Raw genomic sequence first — 17211 nt, forward strand, 5'->3', positions numbered from 1 at the left:
CAGCGTTACTGCACAGGCGCCCACTCCGGGCCGGTCTCCCCGAGCTCCGGATCGAGCTTCGCCACCAGTGGCTTCGGCTTCGACAGTGCCACGCCGGGCTCCATTGGCACGCGCTTCCATGTCGCCTGCTGCTCGGAGTAGTCGCCGGTGATGGTGAGGTAGGTCTGGCCGCGCTCCGGCAGGCCGACGCCGACGAGATCGTAGTCAGCGTCATCGCGAACCTCAACGATGGACGGCTCTGCCGCCCACACACCAGTCCGGCCGAGGGTCTCGTGTACCTTCTGCGCCGTGTGCGGCAGGAACGGGGTCAGCATCGCATTGCAGTCGCTGACCACCTGCAGTGCGGTCCACAGGACCGTCGCCAGACGAGTGCGCTGTTCCGGATCCTTCGCGAGCTTCCACGGCTCCTGGTCCGCGATGTACGCGTTGGTCTCCCCGACCACGTGCATGATCTTGGTGATCGCGCTCTTAAAGTGAGCCTCGGCCAAGTCCTTGCCTGCGGAAACAAACGTGGATTCCGCCAATTCAAGGATTTTCTCGTCCACTTCGGCGAGCTCTCCTGGTTCTGGAACCTCGCCGAAGTTCTTGTGCGCCATCGACACAGTGCGGTTGACCAGGTTGCCCCAGCCATTCGCCAGCTCGTTGTTCACGCGACGCACGAACTCGTCCCAGGTGAAGTCCGTGTCGTTGTTCTCCGGTCCGGCCACCGCAATGAAGTAGCGCAACGGGTCCGCACCGAACTCTTTCAGGAAGTCCTTGACATAGATGACTACGCCCTTCGAAGACGAGAACTTCGAACCGGACATGGTCAGGAACTCCGAGGACACAACCTCAGTCGGAAGATTCAGGGTGCCCAGCTCGTGTTCTTGCCCACCATGCGAGCCCTTGCCCGCGTAGCCGAGCAGCTCCGCTGGCCAGATCTGTGAGTGGAACGTGATGTTGTCCTTGCCCATGAAGTAGTAGCTCGCCGTTTCTGGGTCCTGCCAGAACGTCTTCCACGCATCCGGGTTGCCGCTTCGCTCCGCCCACTCAATCGAGGCAGACAAGTAGCCGACCACCGCGTCAAACCAAACATAGAGCTTCTTCGACGGGTTGTCCTGCCAGTCCTCGACCGGGATAGGGATGCCCCAGTCGATGTCACGCGTCATTGCGCGCGGACGCATGTCCTCCAAGAGGTTCAACGAGAACTTCAGCACGTTCGGGCGCCACTTCTCACGGGTGCTCAGCCACGTCTTCAACGCGTCGTGCAGCGCCGGGAGATCCAGCATGAAGTGCTCGGTCTCAACAAACTTCGGCGTCTCGCCGTTGATCTTGGAGACAGGGTTGATCAGGTCTGCTGGGTCGAGCTGGTTACCGCAGGTATCGCACTGGTCACCACGAGCGTCAGTCGCGCCGCAGATTGGGCAGGTGCCCTCAATGTAGCGGTCCGGCAGCGTACGGCCATTCGAAGGAGAGATCGCGCCCTGCGTCGTCTCCTTGATCATGTAACCGTTGGCGTACAGTCCCTTAAACAGCTGCTGCACCACGGCATAGTGGTTACGAGTCGACGTGCGAGTAAACAGGTCGTAGGACAGACCCAAACCGGCCAAGTCGTGCACGATCTGTTCGTTGTAGCGGTCTGCGAGCTCCTTGACGCTCACGCCTTCCTTGTCCGCCTGCACCAACAGCGGGGTCCCGTGTTCGTCGGTGCCGGAGACCATCAGGACGTTGTTGCCAGCCATACGCTGATAGCGCGCAAACACGTCAGAAGGTACCCCGAAACCAGCTACGTGGCCGATGTGGCGGGGGCCGTTCGCATATGGCCACGCAACGCACACAAGGATATTTTTTTGAGTCTTCGCAGAAGTCATGCCCTTAAGCATAAGTTATGGCCCCGACACAACCCATGTTTCGGGTCATATCGGGGCCATGAGCGGTATTCACCGCAGGATGTCAGAGCTTAGTTACGCGGACGCAACATGCGCTTGACCTGCTCCTTCTTCCTATCAAGCTCGAGCTGGTCGCGGTGCATACGGCGTTCAATAGCCAACTGGCGGTTGAAGCGATCCTGTTCCTTCTTGTCCAGGTAAATAGTGTCGTTGGACACGTCCTTCACAATCGCGAACATCAGCAAGATCAGGATGAGCAAGAACGGGGTTGCCGCAACAATCGTCACAGACTGCAGCGCGCCCAGTGCGTCAGAGCCGCCAGCGATCAGCAGCGTCAGGCCAACGAACGCGGTGCCAAGGCCCCAGACAGCTGCGATCCATGGGTTCGCATCCGATTTACCGTTCTGCGACATAGACGCCATCACGGTCGAAGCCGAGTCAGCCGAGGTGATGAAGAACGTACCCAGCAGGATCACCGCGAAAATACCAATGTAGAAGCCACCAGGCAGCTGGTGCAGCAGGTTGAAGAGCTGCTCTTCCGAGGTACCCTCGCCGTAAATGGAACGACCGTCCTGCTCGAACTTGATCGCAGTGCCGCCAAAGATGGCGAACCAGACGGTGGACAGGCCTGCTGGAATCAGCATGACGCCAAGGCAGAACTCGCGAATCGTGCGGCCACGGGAAATTCGTGCCAGGAAGGTGCCAACGAATGGTGACCAGGAGATCCACCATGCCCAGTAGAAGATGGTCCAACCGGACAGGAAGTCTCCTGCTTCACCGTTCTGGTTCTCAGCGGTACGGCCAGCCATCTCAAAAAACTGGGACAGGTATGCGCCGACGCCCGTCGGCAAGAAGTTCAGGGTGCTGACGGTTGGGCCGAAGACGAACACGAAAATAGCCAGCAACGCAGCAATCGCCATATTGAAGCTCGACAGCCACTGGATTCCCTTGCCGACGCCCGACATCGCGGACAGCAGGAATGCAAGAGTCAGGACGGACACGATGCCGACCGTCAGCTTCGTCGACGGCGAATCCACAAAGCCGGAAGCGTTCAGGCCCGAGCTAATCTGCATCGCGCCCAAGCCCAGCGAACATGCGGTACCGAAAATCGTTGCAAAAATTGCAAAACCATCAATGAGCTTGCCCCAGAAACCGTTCACGCCCTTTTCACCAATCAGCGGGATGAAGGCGCTAGAGAGCAGTTGCTTGCGGCCGAGGCGGAACGTCGAGTACGCGATCGCAAGGCCCAAGATCGCGTAAATCGCCCATGGGTGCAGGCTCCAGTGGAACATTGTCTGCGCGAGCGCAGTGCCCACTTCGTGTGGCTGGTGGCCAGGGACACCATCGCGGTACATCGCCAGCGGCTCAGACGCACCGTAGAACATCAGACCAATGCCCATGCCTGCCGCGAACATCATCGCAATCCATGACGACGTTCTAAACTCCGGTTGTTCGTCCGACTTGCCCAGGCGGATCGTACCGAAGTTCGAAAACGCGATTACCAAGACAAAGAACACAAAAATCGTGCCGAAGAGCACGAACGCCCAGCCAAGGTTGTTAATCACCCAGCTGAAGGACGTATCAGCAAAGCTCGAGAAACTATCTGTTGCTAACAGGCCCCAAGCGACGACGGCCGCCACCACGACGAGAAGCGGAACAACGATGCTCCAGTCAATCTTCGCGTTCTCGTCCTCCGCAGCAAGCTCAACCTGCTCCTCTGCGTCGACCGATTCTTTACGCTCCCCGCGCCGCTCTGCAACGATGAGCTCGGCAAGCTCGCTCGTCGCAGACGGTGCGGCAATTTCGGTTTCATCGGAATTTATCTGTTCAGTACTCCGAGTTTCTGCATCAGGATCATGCGGATCCTGGGTCAGGTCTCCCTGAGACATGAAAAATTCTCCTCAATTCCATAGAAAATAAGAAAGCTTTAGCAGGTTAACTGAATTCGGCTGCTATATCTAATCCAATTCGTCCACGTAGTGCCCATTTTCAGCCAAAAAGTCTGACTATTCCGCGCTGCGAGCTTCCTGAGCGAGGTCATATAATTCGCCCGATTTCACCCCGTGCTGCTTCGCGATAGTCTTCACTGCATCCTTCATCCGCATACCCCCGCTTACCAGCTCTAAGACGAGTTCCACGAGGTCTTCGGGCTCCGCTGTTGCGGCATCACCGCCCTCGATGACAACGGTGACTTCTCCCCTCACTCCGTCCTTGGCCCACTCGGCGAGTTCACCAAGGGTTGCGCGCTTCACTTCTTCGTACGTTTTTGTCAGTTCGCGGCACACCGCTGCACGTCGATCGCGGCCGAGGACCGAAGCGGCGTCGGCAAGCGTCTGTGCCAGTCGGTGCGGTGATTCGAAGAAGCACACGGCGCGCGGTTGGTGCACAAGCTCCTTGAGCCAGGCTTCCCGCGCGCCTGCCTTGCGTGGAGCAAAGCCATCGAAGATGAAGTGCCCTACATGCAGGCCCGAGAGCGCAAGCGCCGTCGTGACAGCAGAGGGACCAGGCAGGCAAGTCACGGGGACGCCGGCATCGTGTGCCGCTGCAACGAGTGAAAGGCCGGGGTCGGACACAATCGGCATGCCGGCGTCCGTCACCACGAGCACAACGCCATTGCGAGCAGCCACGAGCAACTCGTCCCGCCGCTGCTCTTCGTTGTGGTCAAAATTCGAGATGATCTTCCCACGCGGTTCCACCCCCAAGGCTGCCGCTAGCGCGCGGGTGCGCCGCGTATCCTCCGCCGCAATCACGTCTGCGTTCGCGAGTGCGTGCTGAAGCCGCTGCGAGGCGTCATCAATATTGCCGAGCGGCGTAGCGGCCAGCACTACCCCACGTGTTGGAAACTGGTGTTGCAACGTCGCTTGAGTGTCTGCACTATCCATGCAATAGATACTAGGTGCAGCTACAGATAATGCGGCGAACACAGTAGTATCCATTCACGTGAATACCAATGCGCCCATCGATACCGTCCAGAGTGAAGCGTCGCCAACGCCCGCGTTGATGAAGCCTGGCAGGCCCCAGCCGGGAGCACCAGTCAGTGTGCCATGGCATCGCAGGGACACCGTGACGCTGGCGGTACTGACGGTCCTCGCGCTGTTCACGCGCTTCCTCGGGCTGGTGCAGCCGACGTCTTCTGGCACCCCGGTCTTCGACGAGAAGCACTACGTGCCGCAGGGCTGGGACATGGTGCGCAGCTCCTTTAACCCAGTGCTGGGCGGCATCGAGTCCAACCCCGGCTATGGACTGGTGGTGCACCCGCCGCTGGGCAAACAGCTCCTCGCGCTTGGTGAAACCGTCTTCGGTTACACCCCGATGGGTTGGCGCATCATGACAGCGCTCTTTGGTACCGCAGTAATCGTGTTCACGTTCCTGCTCGCCCGACGCGTGAGCCAGTCAACGTCGATCGCAGCCATCGCAGGCGTCATCGCGCTTTTCGACGGCGTGCTGCTGGTCGCAGCCAAATTTGGCATGCTAGACATCTTCCAGGTGCTGTTCATCGTCGCCGCCGCGTGGACGCTCGCAGGTGACATGCGCCAGGTACACCAGCGTTGGCACGACGCCTGGCTATCAGGTGCTGTGCAGTCCTCGGGTCCGTACGGGCCGCGCCTCGGGTTCCGCTGGTGGCGTTTCGCAACCGGTGTGTTGCTCGGACTGGCACTCGGTGTGAAGTGGTCGGGGCTGTACTACATCGCGTTCTACGGCCTGATGTCTGCGTTTTGGGATCTGTGGCTGCGAAAGCGTTATGGCGTCGAGAAGCCACTGGCTGGCGCACTGGTGCGCGACGTGCCCTCTGCACTCGCCTCGATCGTGCTGTTGCCCGCACTCCTCTATATCTGGTCGTGGCGCGCATGGTTCGCCTCTGAGACTTCTGTGTACCGCCACTCCCTGGCGGACGGCACGATCGCAGGATCCGACTGGCCATGGCTGGCCAACCTGCCGGATGCCGCTGCTGGATGGCTGTACTACCACTTCTCCGTGCTTGAGTTCCACGGCTCCCTCACGAGCTCTAGCGGGCACTCGCACCCATGGGACTCCAAGCCGTGGGCGTGGCTCGTCGCAGCACGCCCGATCCTCTACTACTCCTCCACCGACATCGAGTGCGGCGACGGCAACACCTGCCGCGAAATGATTTCGCTGTTCGGCACCCCGGCGATCTGGTGGCTCACCATCCCCGCGTTGCTGTGGGCAGCGTGGGTCTGGATTACCCGACGCGACTTCCGCGTCATCGTGCCAGTCATCGGCTTCGCCGCAGGCTTCCTGCCGTGGCTTGCGGCGTTCGACCGCCAGATGTACTTCTTCTACGCCACCGCGCTCATTCCGTTTACCGCAGTGCTGCTCGCGCTGGCGCTCGGAAACATCGCGAAGAAAGGCACGCTACGGGAACCTAAGTGGCTGGTGAAGCTGACCGGCGCCCCGATTCGCACCGGCCAAATCATCGTGATTGTCTACCTCGCCGTTGTGGCGGCAAGCTTCGTCTACTGGGGTCCGATCCTGTACGGCCTTCGAGTCACCGACGGCTACTACGAGTCCCTCATGTGGTTCCCGAGCTGGAAATAGTTCGCTAGAGGCCGGTCGGGTCTGCGTTGAGCAAGTGCCACGCGCGGCGCATGGCCACGCCTTTGTCCGCGATCCACGTCCAGGCGAGCGCCAACAACGCGATTCCCGGAGCGATGACCGTCATCGGTGCCACTGCTCCGATACGCTGCACAGCATCAAGCACCGCAAACCCAAGGGTAAACGTGAACATCGTCCCCACGATCAACACGATGCCGGGGATCTGGGCAGGCTTCCAGGACGCGAGCCCCAACGACAGGCCCACGCCGAAGCGGACCGCAACCCCCATCAGCGTGGCTGCGGCGACCTCAGGAGTCTGCGCCAACGCCTCGCCCACACCGACGACCCCAACGATGGCCCACACAATCCAGCACACCGCGATCGCACACAGCGCGGCCCTGCCAATCATCACGTTGACTTGTCGGCGCTGCATCATCGCGTGCCACGGGTCGTTGACCCCAGCGAGGATCGCGTCAGCGAGGTCGCTCGGAGGAGCCACATTGCCGTCAACCTCTGCAAAGCGCACCGTCTGCGACAAGGAAAGCGCCTGCTCCCAAAACGCGGCGCACTCCTCGCACTGCGCCAGGTGGGCGTCCACGATGGCGTCGTCAAGCGATGGTTGCTCCCCGTCGAGCCGCGCGGACAGGCAGGCCTGAATCTCGTCATGGCTAATCACGTGTGAGCACCCCGTCCAAGCTTGCGCGCCCCGGCCCAAACACGATGACCACGAACAACGCCGCGGCGAGCACCATCGTGTACTCAATACCGCCATCGGCAATGAAGAAACCGTTGCTCAAATGCACGAAGTAGGTTGCCGCCACCGCCAATAATGCAAGTACCGACGCGACGATCGTAGTCAGCAGACCAATGACGAGGAACGCACCCCCAACCAGCTCAACGAATCCCGCCAGGTACGCCGACAGCGTCGGCTGAGGCACCCCAATCGCCGCAAAGTCCTCCGCAGTGCGCCGCATTCCCAGCTCAAACCAGCGCTGGTACCCACGCGCAACAAACACGATCCCGAGCACCGCGCGGATGACTAAGAGCGCAAAATCTCGAACTGCTGGCCTGTTCATGCACACTAGAGTACTCAAGGAACCGAACCAGACAGAAAAACGTCAAACTACGTATGGATAAAGAAACGAAGCAACAATTCCCAATCATCGGCGACGACGGACTCAGCCGCCCGCCCTGGGCCGCACACGATCCGCTCCTGCGCCACTACTACGACACCGAATGGGGCATGCCCATCCGCGACGAGGCCGGAATGTTCGAGCGCCTCTGCCTCGAGGGGTTCCAAGTCGGATTGTCGTGGAAGCTCATTCTGCAAAAGCGCGACGCCCTACGCGAAGCCTTCCACGGATTCGACCCCGACGCCCTCGCACGGATGGACTCAATCGAGCATCTTCTTGACGACGCCTCCCTGATCCGCAACCGGCGCAAACTCCAGGCGGTGCTCACCAACGCGTCCGCCACCCGCGAGTTGCGCGAATCCGGCACGGATCTTGCAACCTTTATCTGGTCCTACCAGCCAGAAACCACACCTACGCCCCGCACGATGGAGGAGGTTCCAACCCAGTCTGAGGAGTCACGCCGCCTCGCGCGCGACCTGAAGAAGCGTGGCTTCACCTTCGTCGGCCCCGTCACGATGTACGCGCTCATGGAATCGACCGGCATCATCGACACGAATCTGATCGGCACGCACCGGCGAGGAGCCTCCGGGGTGTGGAGCTAGTCGTCATCCATCTCTGCGAAGGCTTCCTCCACCGAGTCGTACTCCTCGCGGGACGCCTCCCAGACTTCCTTCGCAGCTGAGAAGTTCACCGCTGCGATGATGGCGCCAACGATGATGTCGAACCAGGCAGTGGACCACACGAACGTCAGCAACCCGGCCGCAATGATGAGCAGGTTCGCCAGTGCGTCGTTGCGCGCCGCCAGCCACGCCCCCGTCGCCAACGACGACCCCTGGTCCCGCAGCCTCAGCAGAATCACCGCGCACACGACATTCACCACGAGCGCACCAACCGCGACCCCCGTAAGGCCCTCCGGCGATGGCGGCTCCGGGTCCAGCACCTTCGCAACAACGGTCACCACCGCCGCGACCGCCGGAATCAGAATCAACGCCGCCAACACACTGCCCGCCGTACGACGCCGCGATGCCGGCCAAGCGACCGCGAAGAACACCAGGAAGTTAATCGCTGTATCCTCCAGGAAGTCCGCCGAGTCCGCAAACAACGACGCCGACCCAATCGAGACAGCCGCCACAAACTCAACGAAGAAGTACGCCAAGTTCAGCAGCGCAACCACCAGTACTGCTCGGCGGATCCGTTCTGTAGCCACGAGGTTCTCCTTTTCTTCGGCTGTCTTGCGTGTAGCACTCCTGTAGCACTCTAGCGACGTTGGTTGCTCTGTTCTAAGCGTTCCTGAACGTTGGCTGGGCACCGCAATCCACTAGCCCAATCATGCGACCTGGGCTTTTGCCAGCCCGCTTGCCGAAAAACCCGGAATTTGGAGCCAGCACAAACACAACAAAACCCCAGGCCACCAACGACCTGGGGTTTTACGGAACTGTGGAGCTAAGGGGAATCGAACCCCTGACCTTCGCATTGCGAACGCGACGCTCTACCAACTGAGCTATAGCCCCTCGCTGGAGAAGACGTTACTCCTCTTCTCCGCTGATGCTAAATCGTCCGGGTACCCAGGCGATTTAGCTCGCCCGTGGGGCGCGGTTGTCGTCCTCGCCGTATGGGTAGTGGGGGGAATCCGTGTGGTCCTCGAAGATTGCGGAGGATGCTTCGGGGAGGTCGGTGAAGTCGGGGTGGGCGTCGTCAAGGTCGAGGGCTACGGATTCTCCGTATCGACGTGGCCACTCTTGCCTGGGGTGCGTCGAATCTGCTGTGGCGACGCCGAGGCGCGCGCGGCGCAGCTGGCGCATGCGGCGGCGATGCAGTGCGCGCTCCTGACGGACGACGCTGCGCAGCACAACCATGAACCAGGCGGTCAAGGCAACGGAGGCTGCTGGCAGGATCCATGTCCAGCCGCCTGCGACGAACGCGATCACAAACGTGACCACACAGGCGATGATGAGGCCCAGGAAGGTGCGCTGACGGCGCATAAAGCGGTCTTCGCGTGCCCGGCGTGCACGGTCTGGGTCCCAGCCGCCACGGCCGCGGCGGGCCTCTGCGAACGCGAGATCTTCGTCGGTGACTGCGACCTCTGCATCTGGACCGTCCTGGTCGTCCTCAGGTTCCTCGGCAGTGAGCTCTTCGGCGTCCATCTTTGCCGTCACGCCAGTGTCGTATCCGAAGTCAGCTGCGGAGTAGTACGAGTCGGGGATGCTTTCGGCTTCTGCTACCGAGGCCTCCGGATCCTCCGCAGTCTCGAGTGCTACCGCATCGGCGTCGTCTGAAGAATCGTCTGAAGCTTCATCCACTTCATCGGCGGACTCAGTCTCAGCCTCAGCGGACTCTGCTTCAACTGCCGCATCCTCGACTGGCTCCGCTTCGATGACCTCTCCCTCAATAACGTTTGAGTCGGTATCTTCTTCGGAGCCAGCGTCTTCCTGGTTCTTCGAGAAGAAGTTTCGGATGACCGCACTGTCATCGATGAGCACTTCGCCGGCAGCTGGCTCGTGTTCGACGGCTTCGACGAGTTCCACGTCCGCAGTGTCTTCGTCGTGCAGGTGCACGTCCGCAGCGGTCACGCGTGGGCGGCGACGAACCTCCATGGGTTCCGTACCACCGGTGTGCAGGACCCTCGTCTCGTCGTACCCTTCGCCGGAGCGGCGAATTGGTTTGTTGTTGCCAAATACGAGTGGTGCCAGCACGATGACCCACACGACGATCATCAAGATAATGATCAAGCTCGGGCTACCCATACAGCGAAGCCACCTTCCTAAAACTACCCTCGAAACTGACCTTTAACGGTAGCGAGCAATCCGCTCTTCCGGCCCGAGCCACGCCGGGGCCGCGTCATCGAATTCGGCCGGAACGCCGCAGCCTGTCTACGGCCGTGGTCGGGTAGTCATCTTCGGTCATTGCGACGAAGTAGTGGTCGCGCCAACGGCCGTCGATATGAATGTTTCCCCGCATGAATCCTTCTTCGCGGAAACCCACGGTCTGCAGGACGTGGCCGCTTGCTGGGTTGTCTGGAAGGTACGTCGCAGTCACGCGGTGCAGGCCCACCCGCGCAAAGGCGTGGTCAACGCCCAAGGCGCACGCGGCCGTCGCGACGCCGCGCCCTTGATACGGGCTGTGCACCCAGTAGCCGATCCAGCACTCGTCGACGGTTCCGCGCTGAATACCGCCGAGGGTCAGTTGGCCGGCAAAGTGGCCGTCGACCTCTATCACCATCGGTACGACGGTGCCATCTGCAGCCATTTCTTTGAGCATCGTCCACTGCCCCGCCCAAGCGCTCTTGGTGTGAGCAGCTTCCCATGTGGAATGGATCGTTGGTTCTACCGGCTGCAACCACTGCTGGTCGAGCAGGCGGGTACGGCACCATTCCCCGCCATCCTGCAAGCGCAGGGGCCGCAGCGTGACGGTTTCTCCACTCGGAAGTCTGACGAACGGGGTGCGTTCGGGCCAACCAGGTGTGGGTCCGTGCAGCCAAGTTTCAATCCTTCGCAGCAGGCCCAACGTCTATCCCCGCTGCTGGAGGAATTCGACGTCCACCACGTCGCCTGGGCGGATCTCCGCGGTGGACTCCGGCAGGCGAATCATGGCGTTGGCTTCCGCGAAGCCTGCGAAGAGGTGGGAGGTTTCGCCACCGGCACCGCCGAGGCCTTCGACTAAGTAGTCGCCGGTCTCCGTGTCCCGCATGAGGCGCGCGCGAATGTAACCACGCCGCCCCGGCTGCGAGGTAATTGCCCGCATCGAGCGTGCGCGAACGACTGGGCGCTGCCAAGACTGCTTGCCCAGCGCTTGGCGGATTGCCGGTCGCACGATGGTTTCGGCGATCACGAGCGCGGCCGTCGGATTGGACGGCAGCAGGAAGACCGGCACATGTTCCTCACCCAGCGTGCCGAAACCCTGGACGGACCCGGGGTGCATGGCCACTCGAGTGGTGTCGATTTCCCCGAGGTCATGCAGCACTTCTTGGAGTGTCTGCGCGCCTGAACCACCAACAGCGCCGGTGATCACGATCATCTCGCTGCGCCCAATGTAGCCAGCCAGGGTTTCCCGCATCTTCCGCGGCTCAGCGTTCATGATGCCGACACGGTGTACATCTGCACCCGCTTCCTCGGCGGCAGCGGAAACGACGTAGGAGGCGACGTCGATAACTTGGCCCAAGCCTGGCTCTCGTTCGATGTCAACGAGTTCCATGCCGAAACTCAGCACGGTGACCCTCGGCCGGGGATACACCAGTACTTTTGTGCGCCCAGCAGCGGCTAGCAGCCCAATTTGTGCAGGTCCGAGGACCGTGCGGGGGCGCACTGCGATGTCGCCTGGCTGGATATCAGCCCCCGGCTTGCGTACGAACTCGCCACTTGCAACTGGGCGTTGCGGCGTAACCCGCTTGGTGCCCCGGTCGCTCCATTCCAGTGGCAACACGGCGTCGGCAAGTGTGGGAAGCGGGGCACCTGTTGCAACCCGCACCGCTTGGCGTGGCTGCAGGCGCAACGGCTTCTGGGAACCGGCGGGAACCTCCCCCACCACGGGTAGAGCACGATCGGCGTTGGCGCGTGGGCGCGAATCGTGCTCCGGCTCGCCGTCTTCTTCCGCCTGGCGCGGCTTCACCCGCAGGCCTGCGGATCCTCCGACGTCGACCGCGCGGACGGCGTAGCCGTCGATGGCTGCTTGCGAAAAGCCGGGCAGCGCGCGTGTCGCTACGACTTCCTCGGCGCACATCAGCCCCAGCGCGTCGTCGATCCCCACTCGGATCGGCTCGGGGGTCCGGATTGCGTCGCCAATTATGGCAAGCTGCTCATCAACACCGCGCATCAGCCACGCCTCTTTCTACGCCTTCGTTAGCGTTGTTCATCACCCGTGAGTTCGGGGTGTTCGGCCTCAAAGTCGTTCATGATCTGCTTGAGTGCCGTGTACAGTGCAGGTCCGTACTTCGGGTCGTGCAAACCAAAGTCCACATTAGCGGGAATGTAGCCGCCCGGGTTGCCCAAATCGTGGCGCTTGCCGTGGTGCACCACGATGTGCACTGGATGACCTTCCTGGATCATCAGCTCGATCGCATCGGTCAGTTGCAGCTCCCCGCCCTTGCCCGGCGTGATGCGACGCAGCGCATCAAAAATTGCCCGGTCAAGCAGGTAGCGTCCGGTGGCCACGAGCGTCGACGGCGCGTCTTCCACGGCCGGCTTTTCCACCATGCCCTTCACGCGCTTGACCTCGACGCCCTCAATAGTCTCGTCGACGTCTTCGACATCAAACACGCCGTAGTTAAAGACTTCCTCCGGCGTCACGTTGAACGCACACAGCACGGAGCCGCCGAGCTTCTCGCGGGTGCGCACCATTTTCTCCATCACGCCGGTGGGAAGCACAAGGTCATCTGGCAGCATGACGGCGACAACGTCCTCGTTTTCGTCGAGGGCAGATTCCGCGCAGCTCACCGCGTGGCCAAGGCCCAACGGCTTCTCCTGCGTCACGGCGACTGCATTAATAAGGTCCGCGGCGCGGGCGACCTTCTTCACTTGGTCGTCTTTCCCGCGCGCCGCGAGGGTCTCGCGCAGCAGTTCGAACTCGCCGAAGTGGCGCATGATTTCTTCTTTTGCCGGAGCTGTCACGATCACCAATCGGCGAGCGCCGAGCTCTGCCGCTTCCTCGGCAATCAGCTCGATACCGGGTGTATCCACCACGGGCAGGAGTTCCTTAGGAACAGTCTTCGTAGCTGGCAAAAACCGTGTACCCATGCCAGCTGCCGGCACCACGACGGTCTTCACGCCACGCGACGCAGGCTGCTGGGAGGTTTCTTCATTAGACTTCCGCATAAAGATCTACTTTACCTCTGTATGGCCCGACTACCGTTTCCGACTCGTGAGGAGGCTCCCCCACTTGCACACCAAGCAAACTATCCGCGAAGCACACACTACTTTTCGACGCCACCTCGCCAGCAAACCCGACGAAAAGCGTCAACGCGACGCCAGCATTCTCCAGCACACGCTCGAGGCTCTCGATCACTTCGGCGCCGTGGGCAGTGAAATCAGCGCCTACCACCCGCTGCGCACGGAACCCGCTGCCGCTGACTACCCGCTGCAGCTCGCCCAACACGCAAGAACGGTGTGGCTGCCGATTTCGCTTCCTGACGGTGTGCTGCAATGGGCCGCGTGCACCGAAGAACAGCAGCCGGGCGCGCTTGGCATCGCGGAGCCAGTCGGTTCCCGGTTCTCCAGCGAAGTGCTCAAAGGTTGCGCTGCGCTGGTGATCCCGGCGCTCGCCGTGGACCGCCGCGGGCAACGTTTGGGTAAGGGCGCCGGCTATTACGACCGGGCGCTTGAGCAGGTCCGCGACCACCGCATCCCTATTGTTGCGGTGGTGTTTGACGAAGAAGTCGTCGACACGCTGCCAGCGCAACCTCACGATGTGCCCGTCGATGCAATCGTGACAGACCGCGGATTTTTCCAACTCTAGGGAACCTTCCGGGCCACACCCGCGTCTAAAGACGCATGAAGCCCGCCTCATTCCTTCGCGACCTCCGCATGCCCGGCTACCACCGCACCGTCACAGTGCGCCGCACGATCGCCGTCGTGTTACTGCTGGTAGCAGGCGCAAGCATACTTTTCGACGCCCGCTCCGCCGACCCACCCGCTGTTGTCTTCGCCCGCGACGTTGAGGCCGGCACAGTGCTCACCACGGCGGACGTGGAGCTTCGCAGGCTGCCGCCCTCTGTTGTTCCCGCGAACGCCTTGGGCAGTACAGACCTCGCCGTCGGACAGGTCCTCGCGGCTGGTGCATCCGCGAACGAAGTAGTTACCAACACCCGTCTTGTCGGACCGGACCTTAAAGCTTCGCTGATCGAAAGCGATGACGACCCGCACGACTTCACCATGGTTCCGGTCACGCTCGCGGAACCGGAACTCATCCCGATGCTGCATCACGGCGCCGGCGTAGACGTGGTCGCGCCAGGCCCGCGAGTTATTGCGCGTGGCGGAAGGGTGGTCACGACGAACGAGGAGGGGTCAATCCTAGTACTGCTGCGCAGTGTCGATGCAGCCAACGTTGCGGCCGCATCACTGACGGACCCGTTAACAGTTGTATTGACCACACGATAGTTTGTTGCCTATAGTTTTTAGGTCCAAATCCAAACCTTACAAAGGAGACCCTAATGCTTGAGGGCTTTAAGAACTTTATTCTGCGCGGCAACGTTATTGACCTCGCAGTCGGTGTTGTTATTGGTGCTGCGTTCACCGCAGTTGTTACCGCTTTCTCCGACAACATCATCAACCCGCTGATCGCTTCCGTCGGTGGCGCTGATTACTCCGGCCTTGGCTTCCACATCATTTCCGGCAACGACGCAACCTTCCTCGACTTCGGCGCGCTGATCACTGCAGCGATTAACTTCCTGCTGATCGCGGCAGTCGTCTACTTCGTGATCGTCGCTCCGATGAACAAGCTCGACGAGATGCAGAAGCATAAGCGCGGCATCCAGCCAGACGCCCCGGCTCCGACCGAGACCGAGCTGCTCACCGAAATCCGCGACCTGCTCTCCGAGAAGCCCGCGCAGCAGTAGTACTGCTATTCTCCGTAATGGGGTGGTCGCTCGTACTCATAAAAGGCTTTGCCTGTGAGTTCTGGCTCGCCGTCGCCGTCGATATCGACGCTGCGCCCGGCATCATAGCCCGTCCGCCCAGAAGCCGCGTCACCAAATAGTTGCGTGCGTTCAGGACTACGGTCGTATTCTGCTTCCGACCGTCGCTCCACGCGCCTCCGCTGGTGGCGCGGCTTTTTCATGCTCGCCATCGTTCCTGATTACGCCTGTACGGAGTAGGTATTCAGCTCGCCGATCAGGTGCTGGACTAGTGGTGCGATCGTCGATACGCCGTCGCGTATCGCTTGGCGGCTTGCGGCGAGGTTTACCACGACGGTCGAACCAGAGACGCCACACACACCGCGCGACGTGCAGGCATCCACCGCTCCACACGCCTGGCCCGACGAACGAACCGCCTGTGCTACACCGGGCACGTTCTTGTCGATCACGGCCTTCGTCGCCTCTGGCGCCGTATCACGTGGCCCGACGCCAGTGCCACCGACGGTCAGCACCAGGTCAACCCCACCAACGACACCGGTTTCGATCGCTTTGCGGATCTCCGCCTCGCTCGAATTGACGTGCACCACCGCGTCAACGGTAAACCCGAACTCGCTGAGCAACTCGACGAGCATGTCACCCGTGGTATCCCCTTCTGAGCTGTATCGGCGGTCCCCAACCAGCACTGCGATGGCCGCAGGAGGCGTCGGAGTCTGCTCGGCGAGCTCTGCGGCCTTCAGCGATGCTTCGTCGGGCTCCCCAACCGTGTCAAGCAATACTTCTGTCGTTGGCATGCCAGGTCTCCTGTCGTGTCGTTGCGAAATCGCACAGTTTCATTTTCATTGTTTGCTTCAAAACTTACCCGTTGCTCAGGGTTACATCTACGGAATGAGGAGCTTCTTCTCCCTCCCGCAAGACTTCAAGCTGAACGACCTGCCCGAAGTCCTTCGACCGCGTCGCCGCAATCAACGCATCCGCTGAGTCAATCAGCCGACCGTCCAGCTTGGTAATCACATCACCTTCTCGGACACCGGCCTTTTCTGCTGGACTACCAGGCTCAACTCCGGCGACCACGGCGCCGTCGATACGAGTGCCGCGAATCGAAACGCGGACGCCCAACATCGGCTGCGACGCCTTGCCGGTTTCAATGAGCTGCTGCGCGACACGCTTGGCAAAATTCGACGGAATCGCGAACCCGAGACCAATCGAGCCCGACGACTGCTCGCCACCAAAGCCGCCCGCCGAGAGCGAAGCAATAGCCGAGTTCATCCCGATCAGGTGCCCCTGCATATCCACGAGCGGACCACCCGAGTTACCAGGGTTAATCGCAGCGTCTGTCTGCAGCCCGTCCATCAACGAGCTCTCCCCACCGCCCTGGGCCGCACGCACCGGGCGGTTCTTCGCGGAGATGATGCCACTGGTTACCGTCGCCGAGAGCCCAAGTGGGGAACCAACTGCGACAACCTGCTGGCCAACCTTCAGCTCGTCCGAGTTGCCGAAGTCAAGCACAGGGAGATTTTCGACGCCATCAACCTTCAGCACGCCAATATCAGTGTTGACGTCCGACGCTACAAACATAGCCGAGTGCTTCGAACCGTCGTTGAACACCACCTGAATCTCGGACCGTTCGGTCGCCGCAGCGCCGATCACGTGGTGGTTCGTCAAAATGTAGCCGTCGGAGGAAATAATCGACCCCGACCCTTCCGCGATACCATTCGGCGTCGCCACAGTGATGGATACAACCGAAGGCAGCACTGCGGCCGCAACCTGCTCAACGGAGCCATCAGGCGCAGTCTCTGGCGATGCGAGGCTCGGGTTCTCAAGTGCGTTGTAGTGCTGCTGTTCGCCGTTATCGTTCGCAGCGACGACTGCGTACCCGGCGCCGGCGCCGGCCAACAGCGAAAGCACTACGGAGCACGCCACTGTAGCCGCCCCCAGCCCACGCTGCTGCTTTTGCTGCGGTGCAGACTGCACGAATGCGGTTTCCGGGGAGGCCTCCTGTGGATAGGAGGCCTCGTACGGGTTTTGTTGTGGCGTATTTGATTGTGGTGAATACGGGTTCGTCATGTGCAGTAGTATGCACGACGCCACTGTG

General features: G+C 61.2%; 18 protein-coding genes and 1 tRNA gene. 5 read left to right on the forward strand and 14 right to left on the reverse strand.

Going from position 1 to position 17211, the window contains the following annotated elements:
- Nucleotides 1-5 precede the first annotated feature (5 nt).
- The 3 genes from metG to rsmI form a co-directional block, all read right to left on the reverse strand.
- A complete protein-coding gene (metG, locus tag JMN37_RS04285) occupies nucleotides 6-1850 on the reverse strand; it encodes a methionine--tRNA ligase (RefSeq protein WP_070363552.1) in 1845 nt (614 codons plus the stop codon).
- Between the two features lie 89 nt (nucleotides 1851-1939).
- Nucleotides 1940-3757, reverse strand: a complete 1818-nt coding sequence (locus tag JMN37_RS04290; RefSeq protein WP_252931117.1) for a BCCT family transporter — start codon at nucleotides 3755-3757, stop codon at nucleotides 1940-1942.
- Nucleotides 3758-3874: 117 nt separating this feature from the next.
- Nucleotides 3875-4750, reverse strand: a complete 876-nt coding sequence (gene rsmI, locus JMN37_RS04295) for a 16S rRNA (cytidine(1402)-2'-O)-methyltransferase (protein WP_070479269.1) — start codon at nucleotides 4748-4750, stop codon at nucleotides 3875-3877.
- 118 nt (nucleotides 4751-4868) lie between these two features.
- On the opposite strand from rsmI, the gene pmt reads away from it, so the two are divergent.
- On the forward strand, nucleotides 4869-6425 hold the full coding sequence (gene pmt / locus JMN37_RS04300) for a protein O-mannosyltransferase (RefSeq protein WP_252931167.1): 1557 nt from the start codon (nucleotides 4869-4871) through the stop codon (nucleotides 6423-6425).
- Between the two features lie 4 nt (nucleotides 6426-6429).
- Here the strand turns inward: pmt and JMN37_RS04305 are convergent, their stop codons facing one another.
- Together JMN37_RS04305 and JMN37_RS04310 are read right to left on the reverse strand one after the other, a co-directional pair.
- Nucleotides 6430-7098, reverse strand: a complete 669-nt coding sequence (locus JMN37_RS04305; protein WP_070479267.1) for a zf-HC2 domain-containing protein — start codon at nucleotides 7096-7098, stop codon at nucleotides 6430-6432.
- Nucleotides 7091-7498, reverse strand: a complete 408-nt coding sequence (locus tag JMN37_RS04310) for a DoxX family protein (RefSeq protein WP_070976133.1) — start codon at nucleotides 7496-7498, stop codon at nucleotides 7091-7093. The genes JMN37_RS04305 and JMN37_RS04310 overlap by 8 nt, the downstream gene beginning before the upstream one ends.
- A gap of 53 nt (nucleotides 7499-7551) precedes the next feature.
- Here JMN37_RS04310 and JMN37_RS04315 point away from each other — a divergent pair, with 53 nt between their 5' ends.
- The gene (locus tag JMN37_RS04315) at nucleotides 7552-8157 is read left to right on the forward strand and encodes a DNA-3-methyladenine glycosylase I (protein WP_252931119.1); all 606 of its coding nucleotides are present in this window, start codon (nucleotides 7552-7554) and stop codon (nucleotides 8155-8157) included.
- Here the strand turns inward: JMN37_RS04315 and JMN37_RS04320 are convergent.
- The 6 genes from JMN37_RS04320 to JMN37_RS04345 all read right to left on the reverse strand — a co-directional run bounded on the left by JMN37_RS04320 (nucleotide 8154) and on the right by JMN37_RS04345 (nucleotide 13362).
- The gene (locus JMN37_RS04320; RefSeq protein ID WP_070362816.1) at nucleotides 8154-8762 is read right to left on the reverse strand and encodes a cation efflux transmembrane domain-containing protein; all 609 of its coding nucleotides are present in this window, start codon (nucleotides 8760-8762) and stop codon (nucleotides 8154-8156) included. The two genes, JMN37_RS04315 and JMN37_RS04320, sit on opposite strands and share 4 nt — an antisense overlap.
- Nucleotides 8763-8993: 231 nt before the next feature.
- Nucleotides 8994-9066, reverse strand: a tRNA-Ala gene (locus JMN37_RS04325).
- A gap of 63 nt (nucleotides 9067-9129) precedes the next feature.
- Complete coding sequence (sepX, locus tag JMN37_RS04330; RefSeq protein WP_252931121.1) at nucleotides 9130-10299, reverse strand: divisome protein SepX/GlpR; 1170 nt, start codon at nucleotides 10297-10299, stop codon at nucleotides 9130-9132.
- 94 nt (nucleotides 10300-10393) lie between these two features.
- On the reverse strand, nucleotides 10394-11059 hold the full coding sequence (locus JMN37_RS04335) for a GNAT family N-acetyltransferase (protein WP_330166359.1): 666 nt from the start codon (nucleotides 11057-11059) through the stop codon (nucleotides 10394-10396).
- Between the two features lie 3 nt (nucleotides 11060-11062).
- Nucleotides 11063-12364, reverse strand: coding sequence for a molybdotransferase-like divisome protein Glp (gene glp / locus JMN37_RS04340; protein WP_252931122.1), 1302 nt, complete (start codon nucleotides 12362-12364; stop codon nucleotides 11063-11065).
- 26 nt (nucleotides 12365-12390) lie between these two features.
- Complete coding sequence (locus tag JMN37_RS04345) at nucleotides 12391-13362, reverse strand: UTP--glucose-1-phosphate uridylyltransferase (RefSeq protein WP_070362819.1); 972 nt, start codon at nucleotides 13360-13362, stop codon at nucleotides 12391-12393.
- Nucleotides 13363-13426: 64 nt separating this feature from the next.
- Between JMN37_RS04345 and JMN37_RS04350 the strand changes: the two genes are divergently transcribed.
- Genes JMN37_RS04350 through mscL form a run of 3 tightly spaced genes read left to right on the forward strand, consistent with a single transcriptional unit; the run spans nucleotide 13427 to nucleotide 15101 of the window.
- The gene (locus JMN37_RS04350) at nucleotides 13427-14002 is read left to right on the forward strand and encodes a 5-formyltetrahydrofolate cyclo-ligase (RefSeq protein ID WP_252931123.1); all 576 of its coding nucleotides are present in this window, start codon (nucleotides 13427-13429) and stop codon (nucleotides 14000-14002) included.
- A gap of 35 nt (nucleotides 14003-14037) precedes the next feature.
- Nucleotides 14038-14643 (forward strand): SAF domain-containing protein, encoded by a 606-nt coding sequence (locus JMN37_RS04355; RefSeq protein ID WP_070362821.1) that lies wholly within the window; start codon nucleotides 14038-14040, stop codon nucleotides 14641-14643.
- 53 nt (nucleotides 14644-14696) lie between these two features.
- Complete coding sequence (gene mscL / locus JMN37_RS04360) at nucleotides 14697-15101, forward strand: large-conductance mechanosensitive channel protein MscL (RefSeq protein ID WP_070362822.1); 405 nt, start codon at nucleotides 14697-14699, stop codon at nucleotides 15099-15101.
- 5 nt (nucleotides 15102-15106) lie between these two features.
- Here the strand turns inward: mscL and JMN37_RS04365 are convergent, their stop codons facing one another.
- The 3 genes from JMN37_RS04365 to JMN37_RS04375 all read right to left on the reverse strand — a co-directional run bounded on the left by JMN37_RS04365 (nucleotide 15107) and on the right by JMN37_RS04375 (nucleotide 17183).
- On the reverse strand, nucleotides 15107-15292 hold the full coding sequence (locus JMN37_RS04365) for a hypothetical protein (protein ID WP_141742264.1): 186 nt from the start codon (nucleotides 15290-15292) through the stop codon (nucleotides 15107-15109).
- A 48-nt stretch (nucleotides 15293-15340) separates the two neighbouring features.
- The gene (locus JMN37_RS04370; RefSeq protein WP_070362823.1) at nucleotides 15341-15910 is read right to left on the reverse strand and encodes a MogA/MoaB family molybdenum cofactor biosynthesis protein; all 570 of its coding nucleotides are present in this window, start codon (nucleotides 15908-15910) and stop codon (nucleotides 15341-15343) included.
- A gap of 64 nt (nucleotides 15911-15974) precedes the next feature.
- Nucleotides 15975-17183 carry a S1C family serine protease gene (locus JMN37_RS04375; RefSeq protein ID WP_252931124.1) on the reverse strand — a complete coding sequence of 403 codons (1209 nt, stop codon included), beginning with the start codon at nucleotides 17181-17183 and terminating at the stop codon, nucleotides 15975-15977.
- Between the last annotated feature and the right edge of the window lie 28 nt (nucleotides 17184-17211).

The organism is Corynebacterium lipophilum (assembly GCF_024102595.1).
In the GTDB taxonomy this organism is placed as follows: domain Bacteria; phylum Actinomycetota; class Actinomycetes; order Mycobacteriales; family Mycobacteriaceae; genus Corynebacterium; species Corynebacterium pseudogenitalium.